This is a genomic window from Bradyrhizobium denitrificans (genome assembly GCF_013179005.1).
In the GTDB taxonomy this organism is placed as follows: domain Bacteria; phylum Pseudomonadota; class Alphaproteobacteria; order Rhizobiales; family Xanthobacteraceae; genus Bradyrhizobium; species Bradyrhizobium denitrificans.
Genome location: NZ_JABFDP010000023.1, coordinates 1 through 21,830, shown reverse-complemented (window position 1 = coordinate 21,830; position 21,830 = coordinate 1). Strand labels below are relative to the sequence as shown.

Annotated in this window: 20 protein-coding genes; 4 read left to right on the top strand and 16 right to left on the bottom strand. The window is 65.4% G+C overall.

The genetic code is table 11. The features are described from left to right. Positions 1-481: 481 nt before the first annotated feature. The 6 genes from HL671_RS24930 to HL671_RS24905 form a co-directional block, all read right to left on the bottom strand. On the bottom strand, positions 482-733 hold the full coding sequence (locus tag HL671_RS24930; RefSeq protein ID WP_244424282.1) for a hypothetical protein: 252 nt from the start codon (positions 731-733) through the stop codon (positions 482-484). A 224-nt stretch (positions 734-957) separates the two neighbouring features. After that, the gene (locus HL671_RS24925; protein WP_012047558.1) at positions 958-2,088 is read right to left on the bottom strand and encodes an ABC transporter permease; all 1,131 of its coding nucleotides are present in this window, start codon (positions 2,086-2,088) and stop codon (positions 958-960) included. Between the two features lie 3 nt (positions 2,089-2,091). Next, positions 2,092-4,839 carry a ribosome-associated ATPase/putative transporter RbbA gene (gene rbbA / locus HL671_RS24920; RefSeq protein ID WP_172239559.1) on the bottom strand — a complete coding sequence of 916 codons (2,748 nt, stop codon included), beginning with the start codon at positions 4,837-4,839 and terminating at the stop codon, positions 2,092-2,094. Further along, the gene (locus HL671_RS24915) at positions 4,836-5,936 is read right to left on the bottom strand and encodes an HlyD family secretion protein (RefSeq protein ID WP_172239556.1); all 1,101 of its coding nucleotides are present in this window, start codon (positions 5,934-5,936) and stop codon (positions 4,836-4,838) included. The genes rbbA and HL671_RS24915 overlap by 4 nt, the downstream gene beginning before the upstream one ends. A 126-nt stretch (positions 5,937-6,062) precedes the next feature. Beyond that, positions 6,063-6,275, bottom strand: coding sequence for a hypothetical protein (locus HL671_RS24910; protein WP_041751167.1), 213 nt, complete (start codon positions 6,273-6,275; stop codon positions 6,063-6,065). Beyond that, complete coding sequence (locus HL671_RS24905) at positions 6,272-7,288, bottom strand: AraC family transcriptional regulator (protein ID WP_172239553.1); 1,017 nt, start codon at positions 7,286-7,288, stop codon at positions 6,272-6,274. The genes HL671_RS24910 and HL671_RS24905 overlap by 4 nt, the downstream gene beginning before the upstream one ends. Before the next feature lie 224 nt (positions 7,289-7,512). On the opposite strand from HL671_RS24905, the gene HL671_RS24900 reads away from it, so the two are divergent. After that, entirely contained in the window at positions 7,513-7,935 is a 423-nt protein-coding gene (locus tag HL671_RS24900) for a GFA family protein (protein WP_172239550.1), read from the top strand. A gap of 162 nt (positions 7,936-8,097) precedes the next feature. Further along, positions 8,098-9,276: a helix-turn-helix transcriptional regulator gene (locus tag HL671_RS24895; RefSeq protein WP_172239547.1), complete on the top strand. Its 1,179-nt coding sequence runs from the start codon at positions 8,098-8,100 to the stop codon at positions 9,274-9,276. A 9-nt stretch (positions 9,277-9,285) separates the two neighbouring features. Here the strand turns inward: HL671_RS24895 and HL671_RS24890 are convergent, their stop codons facing one another. The 6 genes from HL671_RS24890 to HL671_RS24865 form a co-directional block, all read right to left on the bottom strand. Continuing rightward, the gene (locus tag HL671_RS24890) at positions 9,286-11,232 is read right to left on the bottom strand and encodes a tetratricopeptide repeat protein (protein ID WP_172239544.1); all 1,947 of its coding nucleotides are present in this window, start codon (positions 11,230-11,232) and stop codon (positions 9,286-9,288) included. 83 nt (positions 11,233-11,315) lie between these two features. Beyond that, on the bottom strand, positions 11,316-12,059 hold the full coding sequence (locus HL671_RS24885; protein WP_012047566.1) for a di-trans,poly-cis-decaprenylcistransferase: 744 nt from the start codon (positions 12,057-12,059) through the stop codon (positions 11,316-11,318). Positions 12,060-12,097: 38 nt separating this feature from the next. Then, on the bottom strand, positions 12,098-12,478 hold the full coding sequence (locus HL671_RS24880; RefSeq protein WP_012047567.1) for a winged helix-turn-helix domain-containing protein: 381 nt from the start codon (positions 12,476-12,478) through the stop codon (positions 12,098-12,100). After that, on the bottom strand, positions 12,465-13,082 hold the full coding sequence (locus HL671_RS24875; RefSeq protein WP_172239541.1) for a hypothetical protein: 618 nt from the start codon (positions 13,080-13,082) through the stop codon (positions 12,465-12,467). Before HL671_RS24875 ends, HL671_RS24880 begins: the two co-directional genes overlap by 14 nt. 128 nt (positions 13,083-13,210) lie before the next feature. After that, positions 13,211-13,507, bottom strand: coding sequence for a DUF3551 domain-containing protein (locus HL671_RS24870; protein ID WP_012047569.1), 297 nt, complete (start codon positions 13,505-13,507; stop codon positions 13,211-13,213). A 140-nt stretch (positions 13,508-13,647) separates the two neighbouring features. Then, positions 13,648-14,622: a Bug family tripartite tricarboxylate transporter substrate binding protein gene (locus HL671_RS24865; protein ID WP_012047570.1), complete on the bottom strand. Its 975-nt coding sequence runs from the start codon at positions 14,620-14,622 to the stop codon at positions 13,648-13,650. A 112-nt stretch (positions 14,623-14,734) separates the two neighbouring features. Here HL671_RS24865 and HL671_RS24860 point away from each other — a divergent pair, with 112 nt between their 5' ends. Beyond that, the gene (locus HL671_RS24860; RefSeq protein WP_172239538.1) at positions 14,735-15,145 is read left to right on the top strand and encodes a VOC family protein; all 411 of its coding nucleotides are present in this window, start codon (positions 14,735-14,737) and stop codon (positions 15,143-15,145) included. Between the two features lie 16 nt (positions 15,146-15,161). On the opposite strand, the gene HL671_RS24855 is transcribed toward HL671_RS24860, so the two are convergent. Both HL671_RS24855 and HL671_RS24850 read right to left on the bottom strand, forming a co-directional pair. Further along, on the bottom strand, positions 15,162-16,490 hold the full coding sequence (locus HL671_RS24855; RefSeq protein WP_012047572.1) for a DUF2330 domain-containing protein: 1,329 nt from the start codon (positions 16,488-16,490) through the stop codon (positions 15,162-15,164). Then, on the bottom strand, positions 16,487-17,311 hold the full coding sequence (locus HL671_RS24850; protein WP_172239535.1) for an RnfABCDGE type electron transport complex subunit D: 825 nt from the start codon (positions 17,309-17,311) through the stop codon (positions 16,487-16,489). The genes HL671_RS24855 and HL671_RS24850 overlap by 4 nt, the downstream gene beginning before the upstream one ends. A 156-nt stretch (positions 17,312-17,467) precedes the next feature. Between HL671_RS24850 and HL671_RS24845 the strand changes: the two genes are divergently transcribed. Then, on the top strand, positions 17,468-19,042 hold the full coding sequence (locus tag HL671_RS24845) for an AMP-binding protein (RefSeq protein ID WP_172239532.1): 1,575 nt from the start codon (positions 17,468-17,470) through the stop codon (positions 19,040-19,042). Between the two features lie 8 nt (positions 19,043-19,050). Here the strand turns inward: HL671_RS24845 and HL671_RS24840 are convergent, their stop codons facing one another. Continuing rightward, positions 19,051-20,352, bottom strand: coding sequence for a cytochrome P450 (locus HL671_RS24840; RefSeq protein ID WP_172239529.1), 1,302 nt, complete (start codon positions 20,350-20,352; stop codon positions 19,051-19,053). Positions 20,353-20,466: 114 nt separating this feature from the next. After that, positions 20,467-21,576, bottom strand: coding sequence for an HD domain-containing phosphohydrolase (locus HL671_RS24835; RefSeq protein ID WP_012047576.1), 1,110 nt, complete (start codon positions 21,574-21,576; stop codon positions 20,467-20,469). Positions 21,577-21,830 lie beyond the last annotated feature (254 nt).

Genomic DNA, 21,830 nt, shown 5'->3' with positions numbered 1-21,830 from the left:
GCACGGAAACATTCTTCTTTCGTTTTTCCGGAATTTAATGTCTGCTGGGCCCAGACCGCCTCGGGCAGAGGGCGTATCGCGGTCGTCACGACACGCGAGGCGGGGAGCGATGGCCGCGACGGATCGCTGCAGTCCCTTCGGGAGTGCCGACGAACGGTTCGTTGCGGACGGTGAAGTCGTGTGGTCCTGGCACCCCGATGCTGGTGTCTTCAGCGCAACACGCATGCGTCGTCGCTGATACGGTGGCCAGAAAGCCCGGTGCACCGAGGAGAGCACGTATAAGCCGTAGCCGATCGCGCAGGGAGGGCCGGGATTGCCGGCTGAACCTGTGGTTCCTGCCCCGTGCATGTCTTCACGCACGGGGGCCACAGGCACCGGTCGGTGCCTGGTCTTCCCTGCCCCTCTCGTTTGCGGAGGGTCCATCGTCAGCACAACTCGGGCGCGGAGCGCGCCGCGGGAGTGAAATGCTTTCGCCTGGGAGCTACGCAGCCATGTGCCAGCGCGATGGCGCGGAGGACGGCGCATGATGGTTCATGTTCGCCGGTGCTTGCAGCGGCGCCTGACGCGCGAGGAAATAGGCCTCGAGCTCGGCGACGGCGCGGCCTTCCCATTCTGCGGCCTGCGCCAGCAGCGAGTCGCGCTGATGCGGCCGAAACGCCGCGGTCTGCCGATACAAGGAGGCGACGGTGCGATAGCGCCGCACGTTTTCCAGAACCGCTTCCCCATTCATCATGATGGCTCTCCCCTCTCCGTCCCCCTCAGGACGTGCCGACGGTGCACCAGCGCGATTTTCCAAATCGTTATCGGCGCAGGCAGGTGATCGGCATGGTTGGAGAAGCGTTGCCGCCAGATCCGCTGGAAATTGCGCTGGACGATCGCCCCGCAGGGTCGGCGGAGCCGGAGCGTTTACGCGCTGGAAACCCTGTCGCGCTGGCAATCGCCGTCGTGGCTTTCCCGTCACGCGCCAGCTGCAGCGATGGCCGCCCGGAAGCGGCGCAAGGTGAGCGCCAGGACCAGCGCGCCGATGCCGGCCACCGCCAGAAATTGCGGCCAGACCACATCGAGCCCGGCGCCGCGATACAGGATCGACTGGGCGAAGGACACGAAGTGGGTCGACGGCGACGCCTGCATGATCGTGGCGAGCCAGACCGGCTGGCTTTCGACCGGCGTCATCGCACCGGACAACAGGTTCATCGGCACCGCCACCAGGATGTAGAGCAGGCCGAGTTGCGGCATCGATCGCGCGATGGTGCCGAGAAAAAGACCCACGGCGGTGGCGAAGAACAGATAGAGCACTGTCCCGGAGAGAAAGAGCGGAACAGACCCGTTGATCGGAACCTGCAGATACCAACGCACGACGACGTAGAGAGCCACTGCAACGGCGACCGCGATGACCAGCGCATTGGCCCAGATCTTCGACATCGCGATCTCGAAGGGCGAGAGCGGCATCACCAGGAGATGATCCATCGTGCCATGCTCGCGCTCGCGCACCAGCGCCGCGCCGGCCAGGATGATGGCCAGCATGGTGACGCTGTTGATGATGCCCATCACGCCCTCGAACCAGGCGGTGGTGATGTTGGGATTGAAGGCGATCCGCGTCACCAGATTGACCGGCGCCTGCACCGGGACCTCCGAGCGGGCGACGAACCAGGCCACCTCGGTCGTGATGATCTGGAGCGCATAGCCCGAGCCGATCCCGGCCTGGATCATCGCCGTGGCGTCGACATTGACCTGCACCGACGGCTTGCGCCCGGCGAGAACGTCGCGCTGGAAATTCGGCGGAATGTCGAGGACGAAGGTGAAGCGGCCGCTGTTCATCAGCGGCTCGACCTCGCGCTGGGTGATGGAGATGGGGCGCTGGAAATAAGGCGGCAGGAATGCAGCTGCGATGCGGCGCGACAGCTCGGAATTGTCCTCGTCGACGACGGCGATCGAGGCGCGGTGCAGCTCCTGGGAGCTGCTCTGCGCCTGGCTGATCACCGCCACCGTGAACGAGTAGATCACGAGCCCGATCAGCACGACGTCGCCGAACAGGCTGCGCAGCTCCTTGGTGCCGAGCCAGAAGATGTTGGACAGCGAGCGAACCATGGCTCAGCGCTCCTGCTTGGGCAGCATGAGAAGGCTGAGCCCGGTCAGCACCGGAATGAAGACGAGCAGCACCAGGATGTCGGCGCCGACATCGGCGAAGCCGAGCCCCTTGGTGAAGGTGCCGACGGTGATCGGGCGATAGTAGGTCATCGGAAAGCCCATGCCGATCACCCGGGCCACGCCGGACAGCGACGACACGGGCACCAGCATGCCCGAGAACTGGGTTGCCGGCAGCACCGTGAGGATCGCGGTGCCGAACAGCGCCGCGATCTGGGTTCGGCAGAAGGTCGATATCAGCATGCCGAAGCCGGTGGTGGTGAAGACGTAGACGAAGGTGCCGACCAGCAGCGGCAGAAAAGCGCCCTTGAGGGGAACCCTGAACAGGACGATGGCCATCACATACATGACGGCGAAGTTGACCAGTGCGACCGCAACATAAGGAAGCTGCTTGCCGAGCAGGAATTCGAGCCGTGTCACCGGCGTGACATAGAGATTGGTGATCGAGCCGAGCTCCTTTTCGCGGACCACGGCGAGCGCCATCAGGATTGCCGGAAACAGCGCCAGCAACAGCGCGATCGTGCTCGGGGCCATCGCATAGATGCTGTCGAAGGCCTGATTATACTTGAAGCGGATCTCGACATTGACCGGCGAGGCCGCCTGCGGCTGCGTCGTCTTGACCGCGGGGTCGGAGAGATAGAGCTGATGCGTGCCCTCGAGATAGCCGCGGATGGTCTCGGCCCGGAACGGCATCGCGCCGTCGATCCAGGCCGACACGAAGGCCGGCCGGCCGCGCTTGATGTCAGCGCCGAAGTCGGGCGGGATCTCGATCGAGGCCTTGATGTCGCCGCTCTTCATGCGGCGCTCCAGCTCGGCATAGTCGGCCAGCGGCGGCTTCTCGACAAAATAGCGCGAGCCGCGCAGCTCCGCGAGATAGGCCCGGCTCTCCGGCGACTGGTCGCGATCGAGCGCGGCAAAGGTGAGATTATTGACATCGGTGGAGATGCCGAAGCCGATCACGATCATCAGGAACGCCGTTCCGAACAACGCGAACATCAACCGGATCGGATCGCGAACCAGCTCCAGACCTTCGCGAATCGTATAGGCTAGCAGCCGCCGCAGGCTGAAGGCCGACCGGCGCTGGCCATCCCGGGGGCGATCGATCGGATCAGGATCCGCCTTCGCTTGCGTCAATGTGACCGGCGGGTCGGCAACGCCGGCGTCCTGTTCGAGAAAGGCGATGAACGCCTGCTCGAGCGTCTGCACGCCCTTGGCCCGGATCAAGCCGTCGGGCGTGTCCGTTGCCAGCACGCGCCCCTCATGCATCAGCGACAGGCGGTCGCACCGGGCTGCCTCGTTCATGAAATGCGTGGAGACGAAGATCGTCATGGCGTCCTGGCGCGACAATTCGATCAGGAGCCGCCAGAATTCATTGCGCGCGACGGGGTCGACGCCCGATGTCGGCTCGTCGAGGATCAGCAGGTCCGGCTTGTGGACGATCGCCACCGCGAGCGAGAGCCGCTGGCGGATGCCGAGCGGGAGGTCCGCGGCGAGACCGTCGATGTGCTCGGTCAGATCGCAGCGGTCGATCAGTTCCGCGATCCGCCGCTCGGCCTCCGCCGACGGCAGATGAAACAGCCGCGCATGCAGCACCAGGTTCTGCCGCACGGTGAGCTCGCCATACAGCGAGAAGGCCTGCGACATGTAGCCGACGCGGCTGCGCGATTCATGATTGCCGGCCTCCATCGAGCGGCCGAAAATCAGCGCCTCGCCGGCGCTCGGGGGCAGCAGCCCGGTCAGCATCTTCATCGTCGTGGTCTTGCCGCAGCCATTCGATCCGACGAAGCCGAAGATCTCGCCTTTGCGGATCTGGAAGTTCACGCCGTCGACGGCGGTGAAGTCGGCGAACCGGCAGGTCAGGTCGCGCGCGACGATGACCGTCTCCTGACTGCCATCGAGCTCGGATTTCTCCGGCATGTCGGCGGAGCGACCATCCGGCCGCTGCGGCAGCAGCGCGACGAAGGCCGCCTCGATCGAGCCTCCACCGGTCTGCGCCTTGAGCTCGGCCGGCGTACCGGTCGCCAGAATGCGCCCCTCATTCATCGCGATCAGCCAGTCGAACCGCTCGGCCTCCTCCATATAGGCGGTGGCGACGATGACACTCATGCCGGTGGCGCTGCGCGCGCGCAGCCGGTCGATCAGATCCCAGAACTGGCGCCGCGACAGCGGATCGACCCCGGTGGTGGGCTCATCCAGGATCAGGAAGTCCGGATCGTGGATCAGCGAGCAGCACAGGCCGAGCTTCTGCTTCATGCCGCCGGAGAGCTTTTTCGCCGGCCGGTCGGCGAAGTCGGACAACGCCGTCGCCTCCATCAGCTCGGCGATGCGCCAGTCGCGCTCGGCTCTGGTCTGGCCGAACAGACGGGCGAAGAACGCGATGTTCTCACGCACGCTCAGATCAGGATAGAGATTCTTGCCGAGCCCCTGCGGCATGTAGGCGATGCGCGGGCAGACCTGTTCGCGCGCGCGCCGGTCGGCCATGTCGGCGCCGAGCACGACCGCCTGGCCGCTCTGGATCGCCCGCGCGCCGGCCAGGATCGACAGCAGCGAGGATTTGCCGACGCCGTCCGGTCCGATCAGTCCGACCACGTATCCCGCGGGAATCGCGATCGAGACGTTATCGAGCGCCACGACATCCCGGTAGCGCTGCGAGACCTCTCTGACGACCGCGACCGGGCTTTCGCCAGAGGTCATGGCGCGGCTTGCAGGCGCGCCGGCCACGCCAGGTCAGCGTTCCACTTGACATACGCGACGCCGGGCAACCCGCTTCGCACGGCATCAGCATGCGCGGCCAGCCTGTCCTGATCGACGCGGACGCGGATGCGGAACATCAGCTTGTCGCGTTCGCTGCGGGTCTCGACGGTCTTCGGCGTAAACTGCGCCTGGCTTGCGACGAACGACACTTTGGCCGGAATGGGACGATCAGGATAGGCATCGAGCACGATACGCGCCTCGCTGCCGACCTTGATCTTGCCGACCTCCTCGGTCGGCAGGAACACGTCCATATAGACATAATTGACGTCGAGCATGGTGAAGACCTTGCCCCCGGCGCCGAGCACTTCGCCGATATTGGCGAGGCGATATTGGATGCGGCCGGCCTTCGGCGCGATCAGGGAATTGTCGGCGATCTGAACCGTGTAGAGCGCGACGTCGTGACGGACCGCTTCGAGCGCCCGCTCCGCTTCCGCCACCTTGGCCTGCGCACCGGCAAGGCCGGCGGTGGCGGCGCCGAGCGCCTGCTGGCGCTGATCGGCCAGTTCCTTGGTCGTCCAGCCGTTCTGCAGCAGGCTGCGGGTGCGCTCCATCTCCTGCTCGGCCAGCGTCTTCTGGGTCTGCAATTGGACGAGATTGGCGCGCGCCTGATCCACCACGTGCTGCGCCTGCTCGGCCTGGGCTCCCGCCTTCGACAGCGATTGCTGCAGCTCCCTGGTGTCCATCCGTGCGACAATCTGGCCAGCCTCGACGAGGTCGCCGATATCGGCGCGCAGCTCGGCGACACGTCCGGCATATTTGGTGGCGATGTCGATTTCGTCGGCCTCGATCCGGCCGTTGCTCATGCTGATGCCGATCGGCAGCGGCGGATGTAGACGCTGCCACCAGACATAACCGGCACCTCCAGCGCCACCGATCACAATCATCAGCACGAGAAGTGGCCACCATCTTCGTTTCGGCGGGACCGCATGGGCCGCGACCACCGGCAATGCGGCGCCATGCGCCGATGCCAGCGGCTTAGCCGGCGGCCGGTTCAGCGGCGCCAGATCGGCCACTTTCTCGGTTTCCTGCTGATCCATGCACCAACGCCTCTCTTTCCCGGAGCAGGCGCTTCGTTTGCCACAGCCGAAGGGAACTCCATTGATACAGCTCAACAGCGATCGCGCCGCTGCGGTCCAGCCGCAGCGATCGTGATCACGTTTGAGTTAGGGCGCGGAGTCCGAGGTCGCGATCGCATGGATCAGGATCAGGCTGCCAAAGATGACGAACAGCGCAAATGCCTGGAATTCGCGCAGCGACATGTCGAGCAGAGCCATGATCCACTCGGCCGGCAGACCCGCGACCAGCAGCAGAAGAAAGGTGCTGGCTGCAATGAAGATACTGTCGAGAATTTTCAACGCGATCGTCTTGGAGGTCATTCGACGGCTCCGCCAGAGCATGCGTTCAAACGAAGGGCACGGCCGCAGACGCGATCGCCGCGGACCTCGCGCGGCGTCAGCCCGTATTGGCGGCGGAACGAGCGATTGAAATGCGACAGGTCACCGAAGCCGACGTCATAGGCGATGCTCGCGATCGCCAGCGAACGACAGGCGGGATCGCACAGCATGCGATGCGCATTGGTCAGCCGGACCCCGGAGAGGAAGGCGGAGAAGGTGGTGCCGTCGATCTCGAACAGGCGCTGCACATAGCGCGGCGTCACATTCAGCTTGTCCGCCACGACGACGATCGAGAGATCGTGACGGGCACTGTTGGCAAGGATGAAGGCCTTGGCGAGCTTCAGCCGCGCGGCGCGCAAGCCTCTCGCACGCATCGTGTCGCCCAGATCAGCCGTCGGACCGATCGCCAAGGCCAGCAGATCCTGCACATGACGTATCGAGAGATTGAGCAGCTGGGTCTCGATTGCGTCCCCGCTGCTCATCAGCCAGCTCGCATAATGGTCGAGCAACTGCAGCGCGCCCCGGTCGGCTGGAATCGGCCGCATGATGGCGTCCTCGACGCTGACATCGGCGGCTTCGATCGCCATGCGTGGAACAAGCAGCGTGAACGATCGGCCGGGGCTTGCGCGATGGAACGCGCACGGATCGGCACCGCTCAGGAGGACGGCCTGCCCTTCGCGCAACTCGCAGCTCTCGTTCCCCGATGCCACGAAGGCGACGCCGTTGCGATTGATCGCGAGAATGACGTTGTCGGCGCCGTGGGCCAGGTAGCAGCCGGATCGCGAGACCCGCGCCGGAGTGGCCCAGGCATCGAACAGCTGCAGGCCGGGCAATGTCATCGCGCGATTGCGCGCCTTGAAGACGACCTGCGGCGCGGGCTCGAAATCGACGCGCAGCATCACCTGACCGTAGTGCTCGCGCCAGAGCGCCGCCCGCTCATGCTCCGGAACATGGTCGGTCGAGAATTCGACAATGCGAGAATTGAGGTCTGACATGCAATCACCCCCGACCTTTGCACTGAAATGCCATGCGGGGATCGATAGCGCCGAGGCGATGCAACGGGCGTCCTCCGATCAGGGGACGGCTCACGTGACACGAGCGTCGAATGTGAACTGGATCACGTGCGGTCGTGCGAACCCTGATGATGGTCGTTGCGGCCCAAGACGCATCCGCCCTGGAATGATGCCGTTCGCCCGTCTCACAACTGATGAGGACGAGGATGATGCTGTCTGGACGATGCTTTTGCGGAACGGTCGAAATCGAAGTGTCCGGCGCGCCCGAAGCGATGGGCTATTGCCACTGCCGCTCCTGCCGGTCATGGTCCGGCGGACCGGTCAACGCTTTCAGCCTTTGGAAGCCGGAAGCTGTCAGAATCACGTCCGGGATTACACATCTCTCGATGTTCCAGAAGACGCCGCTGAGCCAGCGGCAATATTGCGCCAAATGCGGCGGCCATCTCATGACCACGCATCCGCCGCTCGGACTGATCGACGTGTTCGCGGCGACGCTGCCGGAGCTGGAATTTCAGCCGGCGGTGCACGTCAACTACGCGGAGACCGTATTGCCGGTGCGCGATGGCTTGCCGAAATTGAAGGATTTTCCGCGCGAATTCGGCGGTTCCGGCGAGACGATGACAGAATAGCCGGGCGCAAGCTGGAGGCTCCGAGGCACGGATCGCATCCGGGGCCTCACAACGGATGACCTGGACAAGCCTGGCCATCGCTCCGCGTGCCGCGATCGGGATTCGTTGAACCTCGCGCGCTCCCTGGCGACCCATGAAGGGAATGAACTCATCGCGACAGGGTTGACCGTTCAGGCCGGCACGGCTGGCCTGGGCCAGCGCAGCGAGGTCACCGTGCGGAGCGAACTCTATGCGCAGGCGCTTGACGCCATCTATCACGGCTTTACGGAGCCGGACGGAATCGAGTCCGCATTGGAGTCGGTCAAGATCTTGATGGGCGCCGAAGGCGCGACCCTCGAAGTGATCGACAAGGCGGCACGCCGGCCGGTGACGTTTCAGAGCAGCGGCGTCGCATCGGCCGAAGGCGACGACTATCTCGCGCATTTCGCGCCACGCAATCCGCGCCTGCCGGTGGCGCTGAGCCAGCAGCAAGGCGGACTGTGCTGGGACTATCAGGTCATGGATGAGCGTGCCATGAACCGCGATCCGTTCTATGCCGAGTTCCTGCCGCGCGCCGGGCTTCGTTATTTCCTCTCGGTGGTGCTGGAGCAATCGCCGCAAAGTCTCGTCGCCTTCACCGTGCAGAGGACAGCGGCGCAGGGTCATGTGAGTGCGGCCGAGATCAAATTGATGCAGCGCCTGGCGCCTCATTTGCAGCGCGCTTACCGGATGCGGAGCCGGCTTGCCGCCGCCTATGGCCGCGGTGCCACGACGGGCGCGCTCGATCTTCTGAAGGATGGCGTCGCCTTGCTCGGCGCCAAGGGCGAGACCGTGTACCTCAATCCGAGCCTGCAGGCGATCTCGGCCGAGAGCGGATTGTTCCGGGTCGACAAGCGCGGAATTCACTTCAGCTCCGCAGATCTCCGCAGCCGCTATGCGCGCGCATTCGCCACGGCGGCGCGCGCCAGCGAACGTGCTGAGACAGACGCGGTCACCGACTTTGTGGCCGCGCGCGCCGACGGGCTGCCGCCCTGCACCGTCTCGCTGCGCGCGTTGCGGCATCCGCGGCTGCGCGCCGACGGCTCCGACGCCGCCGTGATCATGCTGGTGCACGACCCCTTGCGGGAGAGTGTTGCTGCACGCATGCTCCAGGAGCTCCATGGCCTGACCAGAGCGGAAGCGGAGCTCGCCTGCGCGTTGAGCACCGGCATGACGGCCGTCGAATACGCCGCGCGGCGCGGCGTCAGAGTCACCACGGTCTACACCCATCTGAAACGAACACGGGAGAAGACCGGATGGCGCAGCGTCGCCGAGCTGACGCGGCGCGTCCACGAGATCTCGATCGGGCTGCGGACGAACTGACCGCCGGATCTATTCGGGGGTGAAGCCTGCGGCCTGCGCCACAAGCGCCTCAGCGATCCGGGCGACGACATCGACATAGTCGCGGCGCGCGTCCTGGCGGAACAGCCGTACGTTCGGATACCAGGGACTGTCGTCCCGCCCGAGCAGCCAGCGATAGTCCGGCGTATAGGGCAGCATGATCCAGGTCGGCTTGCCGAGCGCGCCGGCGAGATGCGCAACGCTGGTGTCGACGGTGATGACGAGGTCGAGGCTGTCGATCAGCGCGGATGTGTCGACGAAATCGCGGATCTCGGCGGTGAGATCGAGAATGTCGCTACGCCGCTCGAGCTGCACCTTGTCGTGCGGGCGCGGCTCCTTCTGCAGGCTGATGAAGCGCACATCGCGGTCCAGCAACGGCTCCAACGTGGCCAGCGGCATCGAGCGATTGTGGTCGTTGAGATGGGCGGGATTGCCGGACCACACCAAGCCGACCCGGAGTTTGTCGTGCCGGCCGAGCCGTTGCTCCCACGCCGCCAGCCGCTCTGCCGGTGCAGGCGGCAGATAGCGCGGCACGGCCGGGATGGTGTCCAGGCCGGTCGCAAACGCGAGCGGAAGGCTCGACAACGGGCAATGATAGTCGATCGCAGGCACGGCATCGATGCCGCGGGCAAGACATTGGGCCACGCCATTCAGCCCCGACAACAGCGGCTGCAGCACCGCGTCGACCTCGAGCACGACGCGCGCGCCCTGCGCGGCGACCAGCGTGGCGTAGCGCGCGAACTGGATCGTGTCGCCCAGCCCCTCGTCGCTATGCAGCAGGATCGTCTTCCCCGCGAGCGGCGCGTCAGCCAGCCACAGCGGCACGTCGAAGCTGCGCTCGACGAAGCCGACCGCGCGGCATTGGCGCCCCCATTCGCGCGCGGCCCAGCCGCGAGCGAAATCGCCGGTCAGCAGCCGGAACAACGCGGCGTTCCAATGCGCATCGGCAAGATCCGGCTTCAGCGCCACGGCGCGATCGAAGCTCGCGAACGCCTCATCAAAGCGATGCAGCTCGGCCAGCGAGGTGCCGCGGTGATTATAGAACTCCGCGGTCTGCGGCCGCAGCGCGATGGCCTTGTCGAACACGGCGACGGCCTCGTCGTGCCGGCCGAGATTCTGCAGGATGCAGCCATAGCTGTTGGCGATGTCGGGATCATGCGGTGCCAGCACATGCGCGCGCTGCCCGCAGGGCTGCGCATCCTGGTAGCGGCGCAGCCGCCGCAGCGCGATGGCCTTGAGGCAGAGCACGCCGGCCTGGTCCGGACGGACGGCGAGCGACCGGTCGAACCGCGCGATCGCCTCGTCATAGCGTCCGGCATCGAAATGAACCGCGCCGGCCTTGTTGGCGGCGTCGACATGATCGGGCGTGGCTTTCAGCACCTGATCGAACGCCAGGGCCGCCTCGTCACGGCGGTCCTGAGCTTCGAGCACCTCGCCGAGACGAAACCACGTCGTTGCGCGATCGGGCGCGAGCTGCAACAGGCGATCGCAGGCCAGCGCCGCCTCGGCATGCCGGCCAGTCCGCTGCAGCAGCTCGCCGAGCGCGTCCCAGCAGTCCTGCGCATCCGGCCGCAGCTGCAGCGCACGATCATACGCCTTGATGGCGTCGTCGAGCCGGCCGGCCGACCGCAGCGCCTCGGCAAGACCGATCAGGGACTCCGGTGCGGAGATGTCCAGCCTGATCGCCCGAGCGAACCATTCGATCGCATCATCGAAGCGCTTGAGCGCGAGACAGACCTGGCCCATCGCGCGAAGCGCATCGACGGAGCCGGCATCGAGGCTGAGCGCGCGACGGCAGGAGTCCTCCGCCTGCACCAGGTCGCCAGCTCGCAGCAGCCGCACGGCGGCAGCGCACAGGGCATCAGCCGTCGTCTGGGAATGGGACGACCCGGGTTTGCCCGGAGATTTGCCGACGGGCCGCCGCGGCTTGTGCTTCATCTCGGATTCTCTGCGCTCGCGGGACCAGCGGTAGATGATTCCCCGATGCGCGGAAAGATTGTGGATTGCGCTCTCGCGCGCAATCAAAGAGTCGGCGCGGGCGCAAGCGGCACCGCGTCGAGACCCCCGAACCGGCGCTCGCGGCCCCGGAACGAGGTCAGCGCCTGGGCGAGATCCTCGGCATCGAAATCGGGCCACATCCGCTGGGTGAAGTGCAGCTCGGCATAGGCGCCTTCCCAGAGCAGGAAATCCGACAACCTTTGTTCGCCGGAGGTCCGGATGATCAGGTCGACATCCCGCAGGCCGGCTTCGCCGGTGACGAGATCGGAGAAGGCCTCCCGCGTGAGCGCATCGACGTCACGCGCCTTTGCCGCGGCATGCAGGATCGCGTCGCGCGCCGAATAGTCGACGGCGATACGCAGATGGAGGGTGGTGCCGTCGCGCGTGGCCGCTTCGGCGCGGCCGATGGCATCGGCAATGCCGCCGGGCAGGCGGTCGCGACGGCCGATCACGGACAGACGGACGCCGTTGCGCACCAGCGATTCGACCTCGCTGGCGAGATAGACCCGCAGCAGCGCCATCAGACCCATGACCTCCGTCCGGGGTCGCCGCCAATTGTCGCTGGAGAACGCATAGAGCGTCAGCGTGCCGACGCCCTGATCCGGGGCGGCCTCGACGACACGGCGGATCGCCTCGACGCCGGCTTCGTGTCCGCGCAGCCGGGACAGCCCTTGGCGTGTCGCCCACCGGCCATTGCCGTCCATGATGATGCCAACGTGAAGGCCGTCCACCACAGCAGGCGATTTGAGTTGCAGCCGACTTTGCATTGCAAAGCTCCAGGTCAAAAAAAACGCAAATGAGAGATTCAGGCGCGGCCCGGGACGAACCCGACCGAGGATGGCGAAGGCTCCTTGCCGGCCGCAGCCGCCGCATCGCGAACGAGCCTTTCGAGCACCGCAAGGTAGTCCAGGAAACGGCGCCGGCCTGCTTTGGTCAGCCGGCACGTGGTGTGCGGACGGTTGCCCTCATACCCCTTGGTGACCTCGACGAGGCCGGCCTCCTGCAGGACCTGCAGATGACGCGAAAGATTGCCGTCGGTCAGCCCGCACAATTGCTTGAGATCGGCGAAGGCGAGGCCCTTCGGATGCGCCATCAGCGACGTCAGCAGGCCGAGTCGCGCCTTCTCATGGATGACACGATCAAGGCCGTCATAGGAAAACGGCGCACCGCCGTCAGTCTTCGACATCGGAATCTCCGGTCGCAAAATAGAGAATGCCGGCCATGAGCGCCTGTCCGACCGCAAAGGGCAGGCCCATGGTCCAGGGCGACAACGCGTGGCTCACGCTGCCGAGCAGCAACACCGCAAAGCCGGCCAGGAAATAGAACGCGCCGGCCAGCGCGACCGTGCGCGGGAGCGAGCGCACCGAGGCGAACACGCCGAGCGATGTCAGGATCTGCCACAGGCCGGGAAGCATCCACAGCGCCTCGGGCGCGAACTTCCACAACAACACGGCCAGCAGCACCCCGGCGATGCCAGCGGGCAGAAACTGTTCGACCGCCTGATGGATCATCGCGTCGGCGAGGCCGGAATGATGGCGGCGCGAGCGCGCGCGCATCTCCACCCAGATCATGGACAGCGAAATGCAGGCAGCCGCCGCCCAGCCGAGCAGGAACAGCAGTGGATCCGCGGCCGGGTCGCGCAACACCACTTGCTGAATCGCGGCCGTGGCGAGCGCCACCACCGCCGTGGCGGCCATCGTCGCCGGCCCGTAGCCGCGAAACGCGGTGCCTGCTGCCAGTTGGCTGCGGATCGCGATGATATCCGCCAGCGCCTTGTCGAGGTCGCGCATGTCTCACCTGAAGCCGTGGCCGGCGCGATTAACTTTGCAATACAAAGTATACATGACCGCAAAGTTGAGGCAAGCCCGTCGTCACGGCCGACCGCCGGGAATCATCCCGTCGCACAGCATTCGGAACCTCAGTAATAATTATAGCGGTGGACACGGCGCGGCGGCGGCATGTCGACATAGACGGAGGGGCCACGGCGCGCGGGATCGAACGCGACGCGCGGATTGATGCCGCAACCGGCGCTGCGTCCCGAGGCGCTAGCGCGGCATTGCTCGAAGGTTTCGTAGGAGCATTCGCCGGGATAGCCGACGCCCCTGCCCTGCACACACCAGGGATAATCGTGGCCGGCAAAGGCCGGTGCGGCACCGCCGCCGCTGACCAATGCAACGCCGACGAGGCCGGCCGCCATCATCATCACCTTGCGCATGATCTGTTCCTCCTGAGGCGAGCAGGTTGCAACACATCGGCATGGTTAAAAAACGACAAATCGGCGGAGCGCGTCGTCAAACAAGGCGATGACGTGTCGCGCATGCGGCACGCCATGTTTCGAGCCAGCTTCCCGTCGCGTCAGTCAAGCTTCAGGCCGGCGAACTCGACGACCTTTTTCCATTTGTCGGTTTCGGCAACGATCTGCGCCCCGAACTGATCGGGCGATTGGATCAACGGCTCTCCGCCGAGATCGACCAGCTTCTTCTTGATCTCGGGCTCGGCGAGAACGACGTTCACCTGCTTGTTCAGCTTCTCGATGATCTCTTTCGGCGTATTCTTCGGCGCGCCCATTCCAAACAAGGCGCTCGCCTCGTAGCCCGGCACGGTTTCGGCAATCGCCTGCACGTCGGGCAATTGCGCCGAGCGCTCCTGGGTGGTGACGCCGAGGGCGCGCAGCGAGCCTGAGCGGATATGCTGGATGATCGACGGCATGTTGTCGAAGATGACCTGGACCTGGCCGCCGAGCATGTCGGTGATGGCCGGCGCCGCACCACGATACGGCACATGCTGCATCTTGGTGCCGGTCATGGCCATGAACATCTCGCCGGACAGATGCACCGAGGTGCCGTTGCCGGACGACGCCATGTTCACCTTGCCCGGGTTTTCCTTGAGATAGGCGATGAATTCGGCGACGGTCTTGGCCTTGATATCGTTGTTGACGGTCATCACGTTGGGCACGCGATTGAACGAGGCGACCGGCGCGATGTCGCGCACGAAGTTGAACTTCAGGTTCGTGTAGAGGCTGGCATTGATGTAGTTCGCCGGGTTGACCAGCAGCACCGTATAGCCGTCGGCGGCCGCATTCACCACCGACTCGGTTCCGATATTGTTGCCGGCCCCCGGCTTGTTCTCGACCACGAATTGCTGACCAAGCGTCTCGGACAGGCGCTGTCCGATCAGCCGCGCCAGGATATCGGTCGCCCCGCCCGGCGGATAACCCACCACGAAGCGCACCGGGCGGGCCGGATATTCCGCGGCCGATGCGAAGCGTACGGCAGCGACGGATGGGACGGCGGAAGCGAGCAGGCCTAATGCGCGGCGACGTGAAATCATGCGTTTCCTCGACGTTTATCGTTGAGCGGCCATTCGCGGACCGCCGAAGAATGGTGTAACAGACTCCCGCGACGACGGCGAGTTCGACGTGTCACCAGGGGAGGAGCAGGCCATGCCGGTCAAGATCGACGCACTCGACCATCTGGTCATCAATGTCGCCGATGTGGAGCGCACGACCGCCTGGTATCAGAAAGTCCTGGGCATGACACTGCAGGTGTCCGATCCGGGCCCTGGCCGGGCCAAGCGCACGTCGCTGCATTTCGGCAGCCAGAAGATCAACGTGCGACCGAAGGACGCGGACAAGGTGGACTGGTTCACCGCCGATCACGTGATGGCCGGCAGTGACGATCTTTGCTTTTTGACCACCAGCACTCCCGAGGAGGTCGTCGCCCATCTGGACGCGCTGGGCATCGCCATCGAGGAGGGCCCGATCGCCCGGCAGGGAGCCCGCGGCACCCTGCGCTCGGTCTATTGTCGCGATCCCGACGGCAGCCTGATCGAAATCTCGTCGTACCAGGACTGAGCCCGAGGGCTGCGCGTCACTTCAATTCGCCCTCGCCGCTCTGCGCCATCTTGGCGACGATCTCGCTGCGCGGCCAGCCGGTCAATGCGGCGAGATCGGTCGCCTCCTTGGCGAAGCGCGCGGTAAGTCTGTCCTGATAGGACCTGGCCGCGTCGCATTTGGCCTCGCCGCGCCACGGATGATGCTGCACGTAGCGCCCCTGGAAGTTGCTGCGGTCCCTGGTCTCCGTGAACACGATGTCCTCGGGAAACGTCTTGGCGTCGTAGCGGACGTGCAGCCGGGTCACGAAGGCATCGGAGCCGCCGCCGCGGCGCACGGCGCTGAACGCCGTGTCGTCGCTGCTGCCGATCCAGCGCGCCCCGAGCTCGGCCAGTTCCTTGTTGCTCATGGGATCGGCGGCACAGGGATCGCACCATCCCATGTCCCAGGCATATTCGACGAACACCGCCTGCATGTTCTCGCGCGCCACGGCGCGCTCGAACACCGCCTTGTAGAACGGGCCGAACTCGTTCTTGACGTAGAGCGGAACGTCGATGTCGGTGGGGATCTTCACGGTGCGGTAGTTGGCGGCTTCGATGCGGCCGCTCCTGGTGAGTGCGTAGATGATGAGATCCTGCGGCCCTGCGGCATTGACCGTGCCGAGCCGCAGCGGCACCATGAACTTGGCGCTCTGGTAGCGCACCTGCAGGGGACGCAGGGTGCCGTTGCCGACCGCCTTCATGCGCTCGACATTGACCTTGGCGACGAAGAACCGCATGCCCTGCCTGATGTAGCTGCCGAGCACGGCCTCCGCACCTTGCGGAATGCGATAATCATTGTCGGTCAGCCAGCGCGTCAGGCCGTCGCTCTCCTGCGCCGACAGGATCAGCACGTCGTATTCGGCGACGTCGTAGCTCGCCTCGATGGTGACGCCGTATTGGCGGGACAGGGATGCCTCGCCTCTTGCAACCGCGGACGGCATCGGAGCGCCAGGAGCCATGCGGTACATGATCGGATGGCACGGATCCTCATCGTGATACTCCACCAGCCGCGGCGCGGTATAGCTGTCGAGATGGTCGATCGTCTTCGGTTCGACCACGCCGATCTGCTTGCGTTCGATGAAGGTCGGCACGGGGACGACGACCGCAAACTCCTTCACGTCGCCCTCGAAGTCACTGGCCATGGTGATCGAGGTCTGTTCACCATCCCGGGCCAGCACCACCTTCGAGGATTTGTTGAACAGCTTGGCATCCGCCTGCGCGACGTAGAAGCCGCAGAAGGCATTGGCCGGGACCACGGCCGCGTGGGCCAGGATCGCAGCCGTGGCGACACAAGTCCGGAAGATCTTGTCGATGCGCAGGGTCATGTCGAAACTCCTTTCGGAACGGAAGGACGCCAGGAAAAGCGCGCGGCCGGCACGAGCCGGTCGAGCACGAGCGTGAGCGGCGACAGCGCGATCAGCGCGACATAGAGCGCCGGACGCATCTGCAGAACGAAAGCCAGATAGTGCGCGGCCACGGCCACCGTGACCGCGAAAAGCAGGCGGCCCACGCGCGAATCCGGCGTTGTGCGCGGGTCGGAGATCATGAAGAAGGTGAAGATCAGCAGTGAACCGCTCTGCAACTGGTGCAGCGGAATAGCGATGGGATCGCCGAGCCAGGCGGCACGCAGCAGCAGCAGTGCGGCGTGGCTGGCGAAGAAATAGATCGCGATATCGACACGGTGCGAGGCACTGAGCACCAGAATCGCGAACAAGCCGGCCAGGGTTGCGAACCAGATCTCGGCGCCCCATTGGCCCGGCGAGATCCACACGCCGCGCGTCGTGAACAGCAGCACCACGATGGCAAAGCCGGCGGGATTGAAGACGTGCTTGCCGTCGACGCGGAGCACGAATTTCGAGCCGATCGCGATCAGGGCCGCGGCGGCATGCAGCCACAGCGCATCGGCGCGCAGCAGCAGGCTGAGCGACAGCCCGGTGATCAAGGGCGACTTGGCATCGAACGGCACACCGGAGAGGCGGCAGCCGACGGCCTGTGTGAGCAGCGCCGTCGCAACGGCGATCAGGCTTGCCACAGGACGCGCCCCGAAATCGATGATCGCGAAATTGACCGCCTGCAGTGTCGCCAATGCCGCGATCTGGAAATAGCGAGCATCGGGCAACCGCCATGGTCGTGGCCAGGTCAGCATGCAAACCTCCGGGCGCATTTTGCCGCGCCATTGGTCGCGCGCGACGAAAGGCGGGTTCAATCCCGATTTGATTGCAGAGGCGCGGAATGGCAAAAGAGCCTGCAAGACCACATCAAGCGGCCGGCAGTGCCCGCATATCAATGACCGGGAGGACAGATGAACGGAATCAGCATGGCGCGGGGCACGGTGACGCCGTTCGACGGCATGGACGTGCCGTGGCTGCTCAAGCTGCGCAGCGAGACCCGGCGTGACCATCCCTTCCTGATCTGGGCGCCGTTCGATGCCCCGGCGCGCCATTGGAGCTACAGCGCGTTTCATGAACGGGTCGGCGCATTGGCCGCCGGCCTGGTCAAGCGCGGTGTGAAGCCAGGCGATGCCGTGCTGATCCATCTCGACAATTGCGTCGAGGCGATGCTCGCCTGGTTCGCTTGTGTCGAGCTTGGCGCGCTTGCCGTGACCACCAACACGCGCTCCGCCGCCGCGGAGATGAGCTATTTCGCCGAGCATTGCCGCGCCGTGGCCGCGATCACCCAGCCAGCCTATGCCGAGATGGTCTCGGCGCATTGCCGCGGCATCCGCTGGCTTGCGGTGATCTCGCATGATCCGGGGCAGCCGGAAACGGCCGCCGTCGGCGTAGGCGACCGTTTCGAAACGCTGTTCGCCGACAGCGCCGACCGGCCGCGGCGGCCGGTCGATCCCTTCGCCCCCTGCAGCGTGCAATACACGTCAGGCACGACATCGCGGCCCAAGGCGGTGCTGTGGACGCATGCCAATGCGCTGTGGGGCGCCAAGGTCAACGCCGTGCATCAGGACCTGCATCAGCACGACGTACACCAGACCTATCTGCCGCTGTTCCACACCAATGCGCTGGCCTATTCGATGCTCGCGAGCCTGTGGGTCGGTGCCAGCTGCGTGATCCAGCCGCGCTTTTCGGCCAGCCGGTTCTGGCCCGTGGCGCTGGAGCATGGCTGCACCTGGACCTCGACGATCCCGTTCTGCATGAAGGCCCTGCTCGACCAGGAGGTGCCGAGGGATCACAAATTCCGGCTCTGGGGCACCGCGATGTCCGAGCCTATGGCGTTCGCCAAGTTCGGCATCAAGATCATCGGCTGGTGGGGCATGACCGAGACCATCACCCACGGCATTGTCGGCGACATCGACCAGCCGAACACGCCGATGTCGATCGGCCGCGCCGCGCCGGAATACACCATCCGCATCACCGACGATGACGGCCGGCCGACGGATGTCGGCGGCACCGGCAACCTCGCCATCAAGGGCGTTCCCGGACTGTCGCTGTTTGCAGAGTATCTCTACAACGCGGAGGCGACGCGGACGAGCTTCGATGCCGACGGCTTCTTCCTCACCGGGGATCGGGTCACACGTTTGGAGAACGGCTTCATCAAGTTCGGCGACCGCACCAAGGACATGCTCAAGGTCGGCGGCGAGAATGTCGCGGCGTCCGAGATCGAGCAGGTGATCATCACGGTGCCAGGCGTGCGCGAGACTGCTGTGGTCGCCAAGAAGCACCCGATGCTCGACGAGGTGCCGGTCGCGTTCGTGATCGCGCAGGATGGCATTCCGCGCGACCAATTGCCTGAAACGGTGCTGGCGGCCTGCCGCGCGGGACTCGCCGACTTCAAGGTGCCGCGCGAGGTCAGGCTGGTCGACGAACTGCCGCGCTCGACACTTGAGAAGGTCGCGAAAGCCGAGTTGCGCAAGCTGCTCGACTGAGCGCGGCCTCAGGCCATCGTCACACGGATCGGCAACGTCTTCGGTCCGTTGACGAAGGTGGCCTGGGTCATCTTCACCGGACCGGCCAGCGACAGCGCGCTCAGGCGCGGCAGCATCTCCTCGAACAGGATGCGCATCTCGAGCTTGGCGAGGTGCTGCCCCAGGCATAGATGCGCGCCATAGCCGAAGGCCACGTGCCGGTTCGGCCGGCGGTCGCAGCGGAACCTGTCGGCCTCCTCGAACACGGCCTCGTCGCGATTGCCGGACGCGTAGCACAGCATCAGCCAGTCGCCCTTGGCGATCCGCCGGCCGCCGAGCTCGGTGTCCGCGGTGGCGCTGCGCATGAAATGCTTGACCGGCGTCATCCAGCGGATCGCTTCGTCGACCAGCCCCGGGATCAGCTCGGGATCGGCCTTGACACGCGCGAACTGCGCGGGGTCCTCGGCCAGCGCCCAGATCGCGCCGGCCGTCGATGACGAGGTCGTGTCATGGCCTGCGGTCGCAACGATCATGTAGTAGCTGGTGCGGTCATGCAGCGGCATGTCCTCGCCGTTGATCTTGGCATTGGCGATGACGGTGGCGAGATCGTCGCGGGGATGGGCCCGGCGGTCTTCGGTGATGCGCTGGAAATAGGCGGCGAAGTCGGCCACGACGGCCTGCAGCATCGCCGCGAACACCTCGGCCGACAGCGCCTCGCGCACCCGTGCCGTGTCCGGGTCCTGCGGACCGAACAACTCCTGCGTCAGCTTGAGCATGCGCGGCTCATCCGCCTCGGGCACACCCAGAATCTCCATGATGACGTGCAGGGGATAGCCGAGCGCGACATCGGCGACGAAATCGCAGACGCCCCCATTGGCCGCGGCCTTCGCGGCCATGCGATCGACCGTGGCCCGGGCGATCTCGCGGATGCGCGGCTCGAACTTGGCGATATTGGCGGGCATGAACCAGCCCTGCGTCAGCGCGCGATATTTCGGATGATCCGGCGCATCCATCTGCACCAGCGAGCGCACCAGATTGGGCTGGCCGGTGATCTTGTGGACGCGCTCCAGCACGGCCTTGTTGGTCAGAGTCGTGGCGCGGTCCGCGTTGTGGAACAGGTCGTTCTGGCGGCTGATCGCGAGAATGTCGGCATGCCGCGTCACCACCCAGAACGGATCGAACGCGTCGAGCTGCGCGCGGCCGAGCGGATTGTTGGCGCGCAGCCAGCGATAGGCATCATGGATGCGGTGATCGGCGTAGCACGCCGGATCGACCAGCGCGGCCGCGATGTCCTGGGGAATCGCTTCGTCGGCCGATGCGGCTGCGCCCATCCCGTCTCTCCCGCCTATTGTCTTTATTGCGGCAAGAGTAACGGACCGCGCGCCGGCCGCACTTGCGTCCAGCGGCTGCGGAGAGGGTCAACGGATGCGCGCGGCGCGATCCGGTCAGTGGGCGCCCATGGCGACGGGACGGAACGCCTGCAGCAGCTGCTGGTCGAGCTTCGACCCCATACTCTCCATGATCGAGAACGCGCGCGCATGCGAGAAGGCCGGCCGATAGGCCCGGTTCTCGATCAGCGCGGCATAGACGTCGACGATGGTGGTCAGGCGCACGATGTCGCTGATCTGCTCATTGTGCAGAGCATCGGGATAGCCGGAGCCGTCGAGGAATTCGTGATGATGCAGGATCACGTCCAGCATCTCCGGCGGGAAGCCGCCCTGCCGTGCGAGCGCCTCATAGCCGCGACGCGGATGCTGGCGCAGGATGGCGATCTCCTCGGCAGTCAGCTTGCCCTGCTTGTCGAGCACGGCGACCGGAATGAACGCCTTGCCGACATCGTGCAGCAGCGCTGCGCGCACCAGGCGGCGCTGGTCTTCCTCGCGCATCCCGAGATGGATCGAGAAGCCGACCGCAAAGCCGGTCACGTACAAGCAATGCCGATAGGTGTCGTTGTGGTGGCAGCCGACGATGGTCAGCCACTCGCGCAGCGAGGAGTGCTTGATGGCCTTCAGGATCTTGCTCTCGGCGGCGACGATGTCCGCCATGGTCAGCGCGACGCCGTCCGGCAGCTTCTCGAACATCTTGACCATCACCGCCTGCGCGGCCTCGACGCCGCGATTGAGCAGCTTGCCGCGATCGGTCTCGTCATAACCGTCATCGGCGGGCAGAGCCGAGCGGATCCGCTGCAGCACGTCGGCCGGGCTGAACGGGCGTGCGATCGTATCGGTGGCGCCGAGCGCCCAGGCCTGCATCGTGGCATGGTGCAGCGCCTCGGCCAGCACGAACAGGCGCGGCACCTCGCTATAGGCGCGCGACGCAAGCTTCTTGCGCACGCGCTGCACGCTTTCCGGCGAGCGCAGATTGATGTCGACGATCACGCCGGAGAAGCGGTTGCCGGGATTTTCCGGAATCTCCGTGGTCGCCATCATTTCGACATCGCCCACCGAGCGCAGGATGCGCGCCAGCTCGCTGCTCTGGTCGCCGCGATCGGAGGCGAGCAGGAGATGACGCCTGGTCGCGGTCTCGGTCGCGGTCTGCTTGGCTGTCGCGCTCATACGTGCTCGCCCCTGCGGTTTGCTGCGCATGCACCCTATCCGGATGCGGGTTCGTCGCGGCTTAACCGGTTCGTTCAAGCTGTCTGCTTTCCGGTAAGCGGGACGTTAAGAGCATCGGCCGATTTTCGCAGTATTCATCGGCGGTGCCGACAAACAAGAACCGCCGGAGACGGCCTCCGGCGGCTCCCAGATCAAGCAGTGCACGCCCGATGCGCTACGCCTTCATGTTGGCCTTCACCGCTTCCGCGGTGATC

Coding starts and splice junctions, on each gene's coding strand:
- HL671_RS24930 (WP_244424282.1), bottom strand. CDS start 733: ATGATGAATGGGGAAGCGGTTCTGGAAAACGTGCGGCGCTATCGCACC.
- HL671_RS24925 (WP_012047558.1), bottom strand. CDS start 2,088: ATGGTTCGCTCGCTGTCCAACATCTTCTGGCTCGGCACCAAGGAGCTG.
- rbbA (WP_172239559.1), bottom strand. CDS start 4,839: ATGACCTCTGGCGAAAGCCCGGTCGCGGTCGTCAGAGAGGTCTCGCAG.
- HL671_RS24915 (WP_172239556.1), bottom strand. CDS start 5,936: ATGGATCAGCAGGAAACCGAGAAAGTGGCCGATCTGGCGCCGCTGAAC.
- HL671_RS24910 (WP_041751167.1), bottom strand. CDS start 6,275: ATGACCTCCAAGACGATCGCGTTGAAAATTCTCGACAGTATCTTCATT.
- HL671_RS24905 (WP_172239553.1), bottom strand. CDS start 7,288: ATGTCAGACCTCAATTCTCGCATTGTCGAATTCTCGACCGACCATGTT.
- HL671_RS24900 (WP_172239550.1), top strand. CDS start 7,513: ATGATGCTGTCTGGACGATGCTTTTGCGGAACGGTCGAAATCGAAGTG.
- HL671_RS24890 (WP_172239544.1), bottom strand. CDS start 11,232: ATGAAGCACAAGCCGCGGCGGCCCGTCGGCAAATCTCCGGGCAAACCC.
- HL671_RS24885 (WP_012047566.1), bottom strand. CDS start 12,059: ATGCAAAGTCGGCTGCAACTCAAATCGCCTGCTGTGGTGGACGGCCTT.
- HL671_RS24880 (WP_012047567.1), bottom strand. CDS start 12,478: ATGTCGAAGACTGACGGCGGTGCGCCGTTTTCCTATGACGGCCTTGAT.
- HL671_RS24875 (WP_172239541.1), bottom strand. CDS start 13,082: ATGCGCGACCTCGACAAGGCGCTGGCGGATATCATCGCGATCCGCAGC.
- HL671_RS24870 (WP_012047569.1), bottom strand. CDS start 13,507: ATGCGCAAGGTGATGATGATGGCGGCCGGCCTCGTCGGCGTTGCATTG.
- HL671_RS24865 (WP_012047570.1), bottom strand. CDS start 14,622: ATGATTTCACGTCGCCGCGCATTAGGCCTGCTCGCTTCCGCCGTCCCA.
- HL671_RS24860 (WP_172239538.1), top strand. CDS start 14,735: ATGCCGGTCAAGATCGACGCACTCGACCATCTGGTCATCAATGTCGCC.
- HL671_RS24855 (WP_012047572.1), bottom strand. CDS start 16,490: ATGACCCTGCGCATCGACAAGATCTTCCGGACTTGTGTCGCCACGGCT.
- HL671_RS24850 (WP_172239535.1), bottom strand. CDS start 17,311: ATGCTGACCTGGCCACGACCATGGCGGTTGCCCGATGCTCGCTATTTC.
- HL671_RS24845 (WP_172239532.1), top strand. CDS start 17,468: ATGAACGGAATCAGCATGGCGCGGGGCACGGTGACGCCGTTCGACGGC.
- HL671_RS24840 (WP_172239529.1), bottom strand. CDS start 20,352: ATGGGCGCAGCCGCATCGGCCGACGAAGCGATTCCCCAGGACATCGCG.
- HL671_RS24835 (WP_012047576.1), bottom strand. CDS start 21,576: ATGAGCGCGACAGCCAAGCAGACCGCGACCGAGACCGCGACCAGGCGT.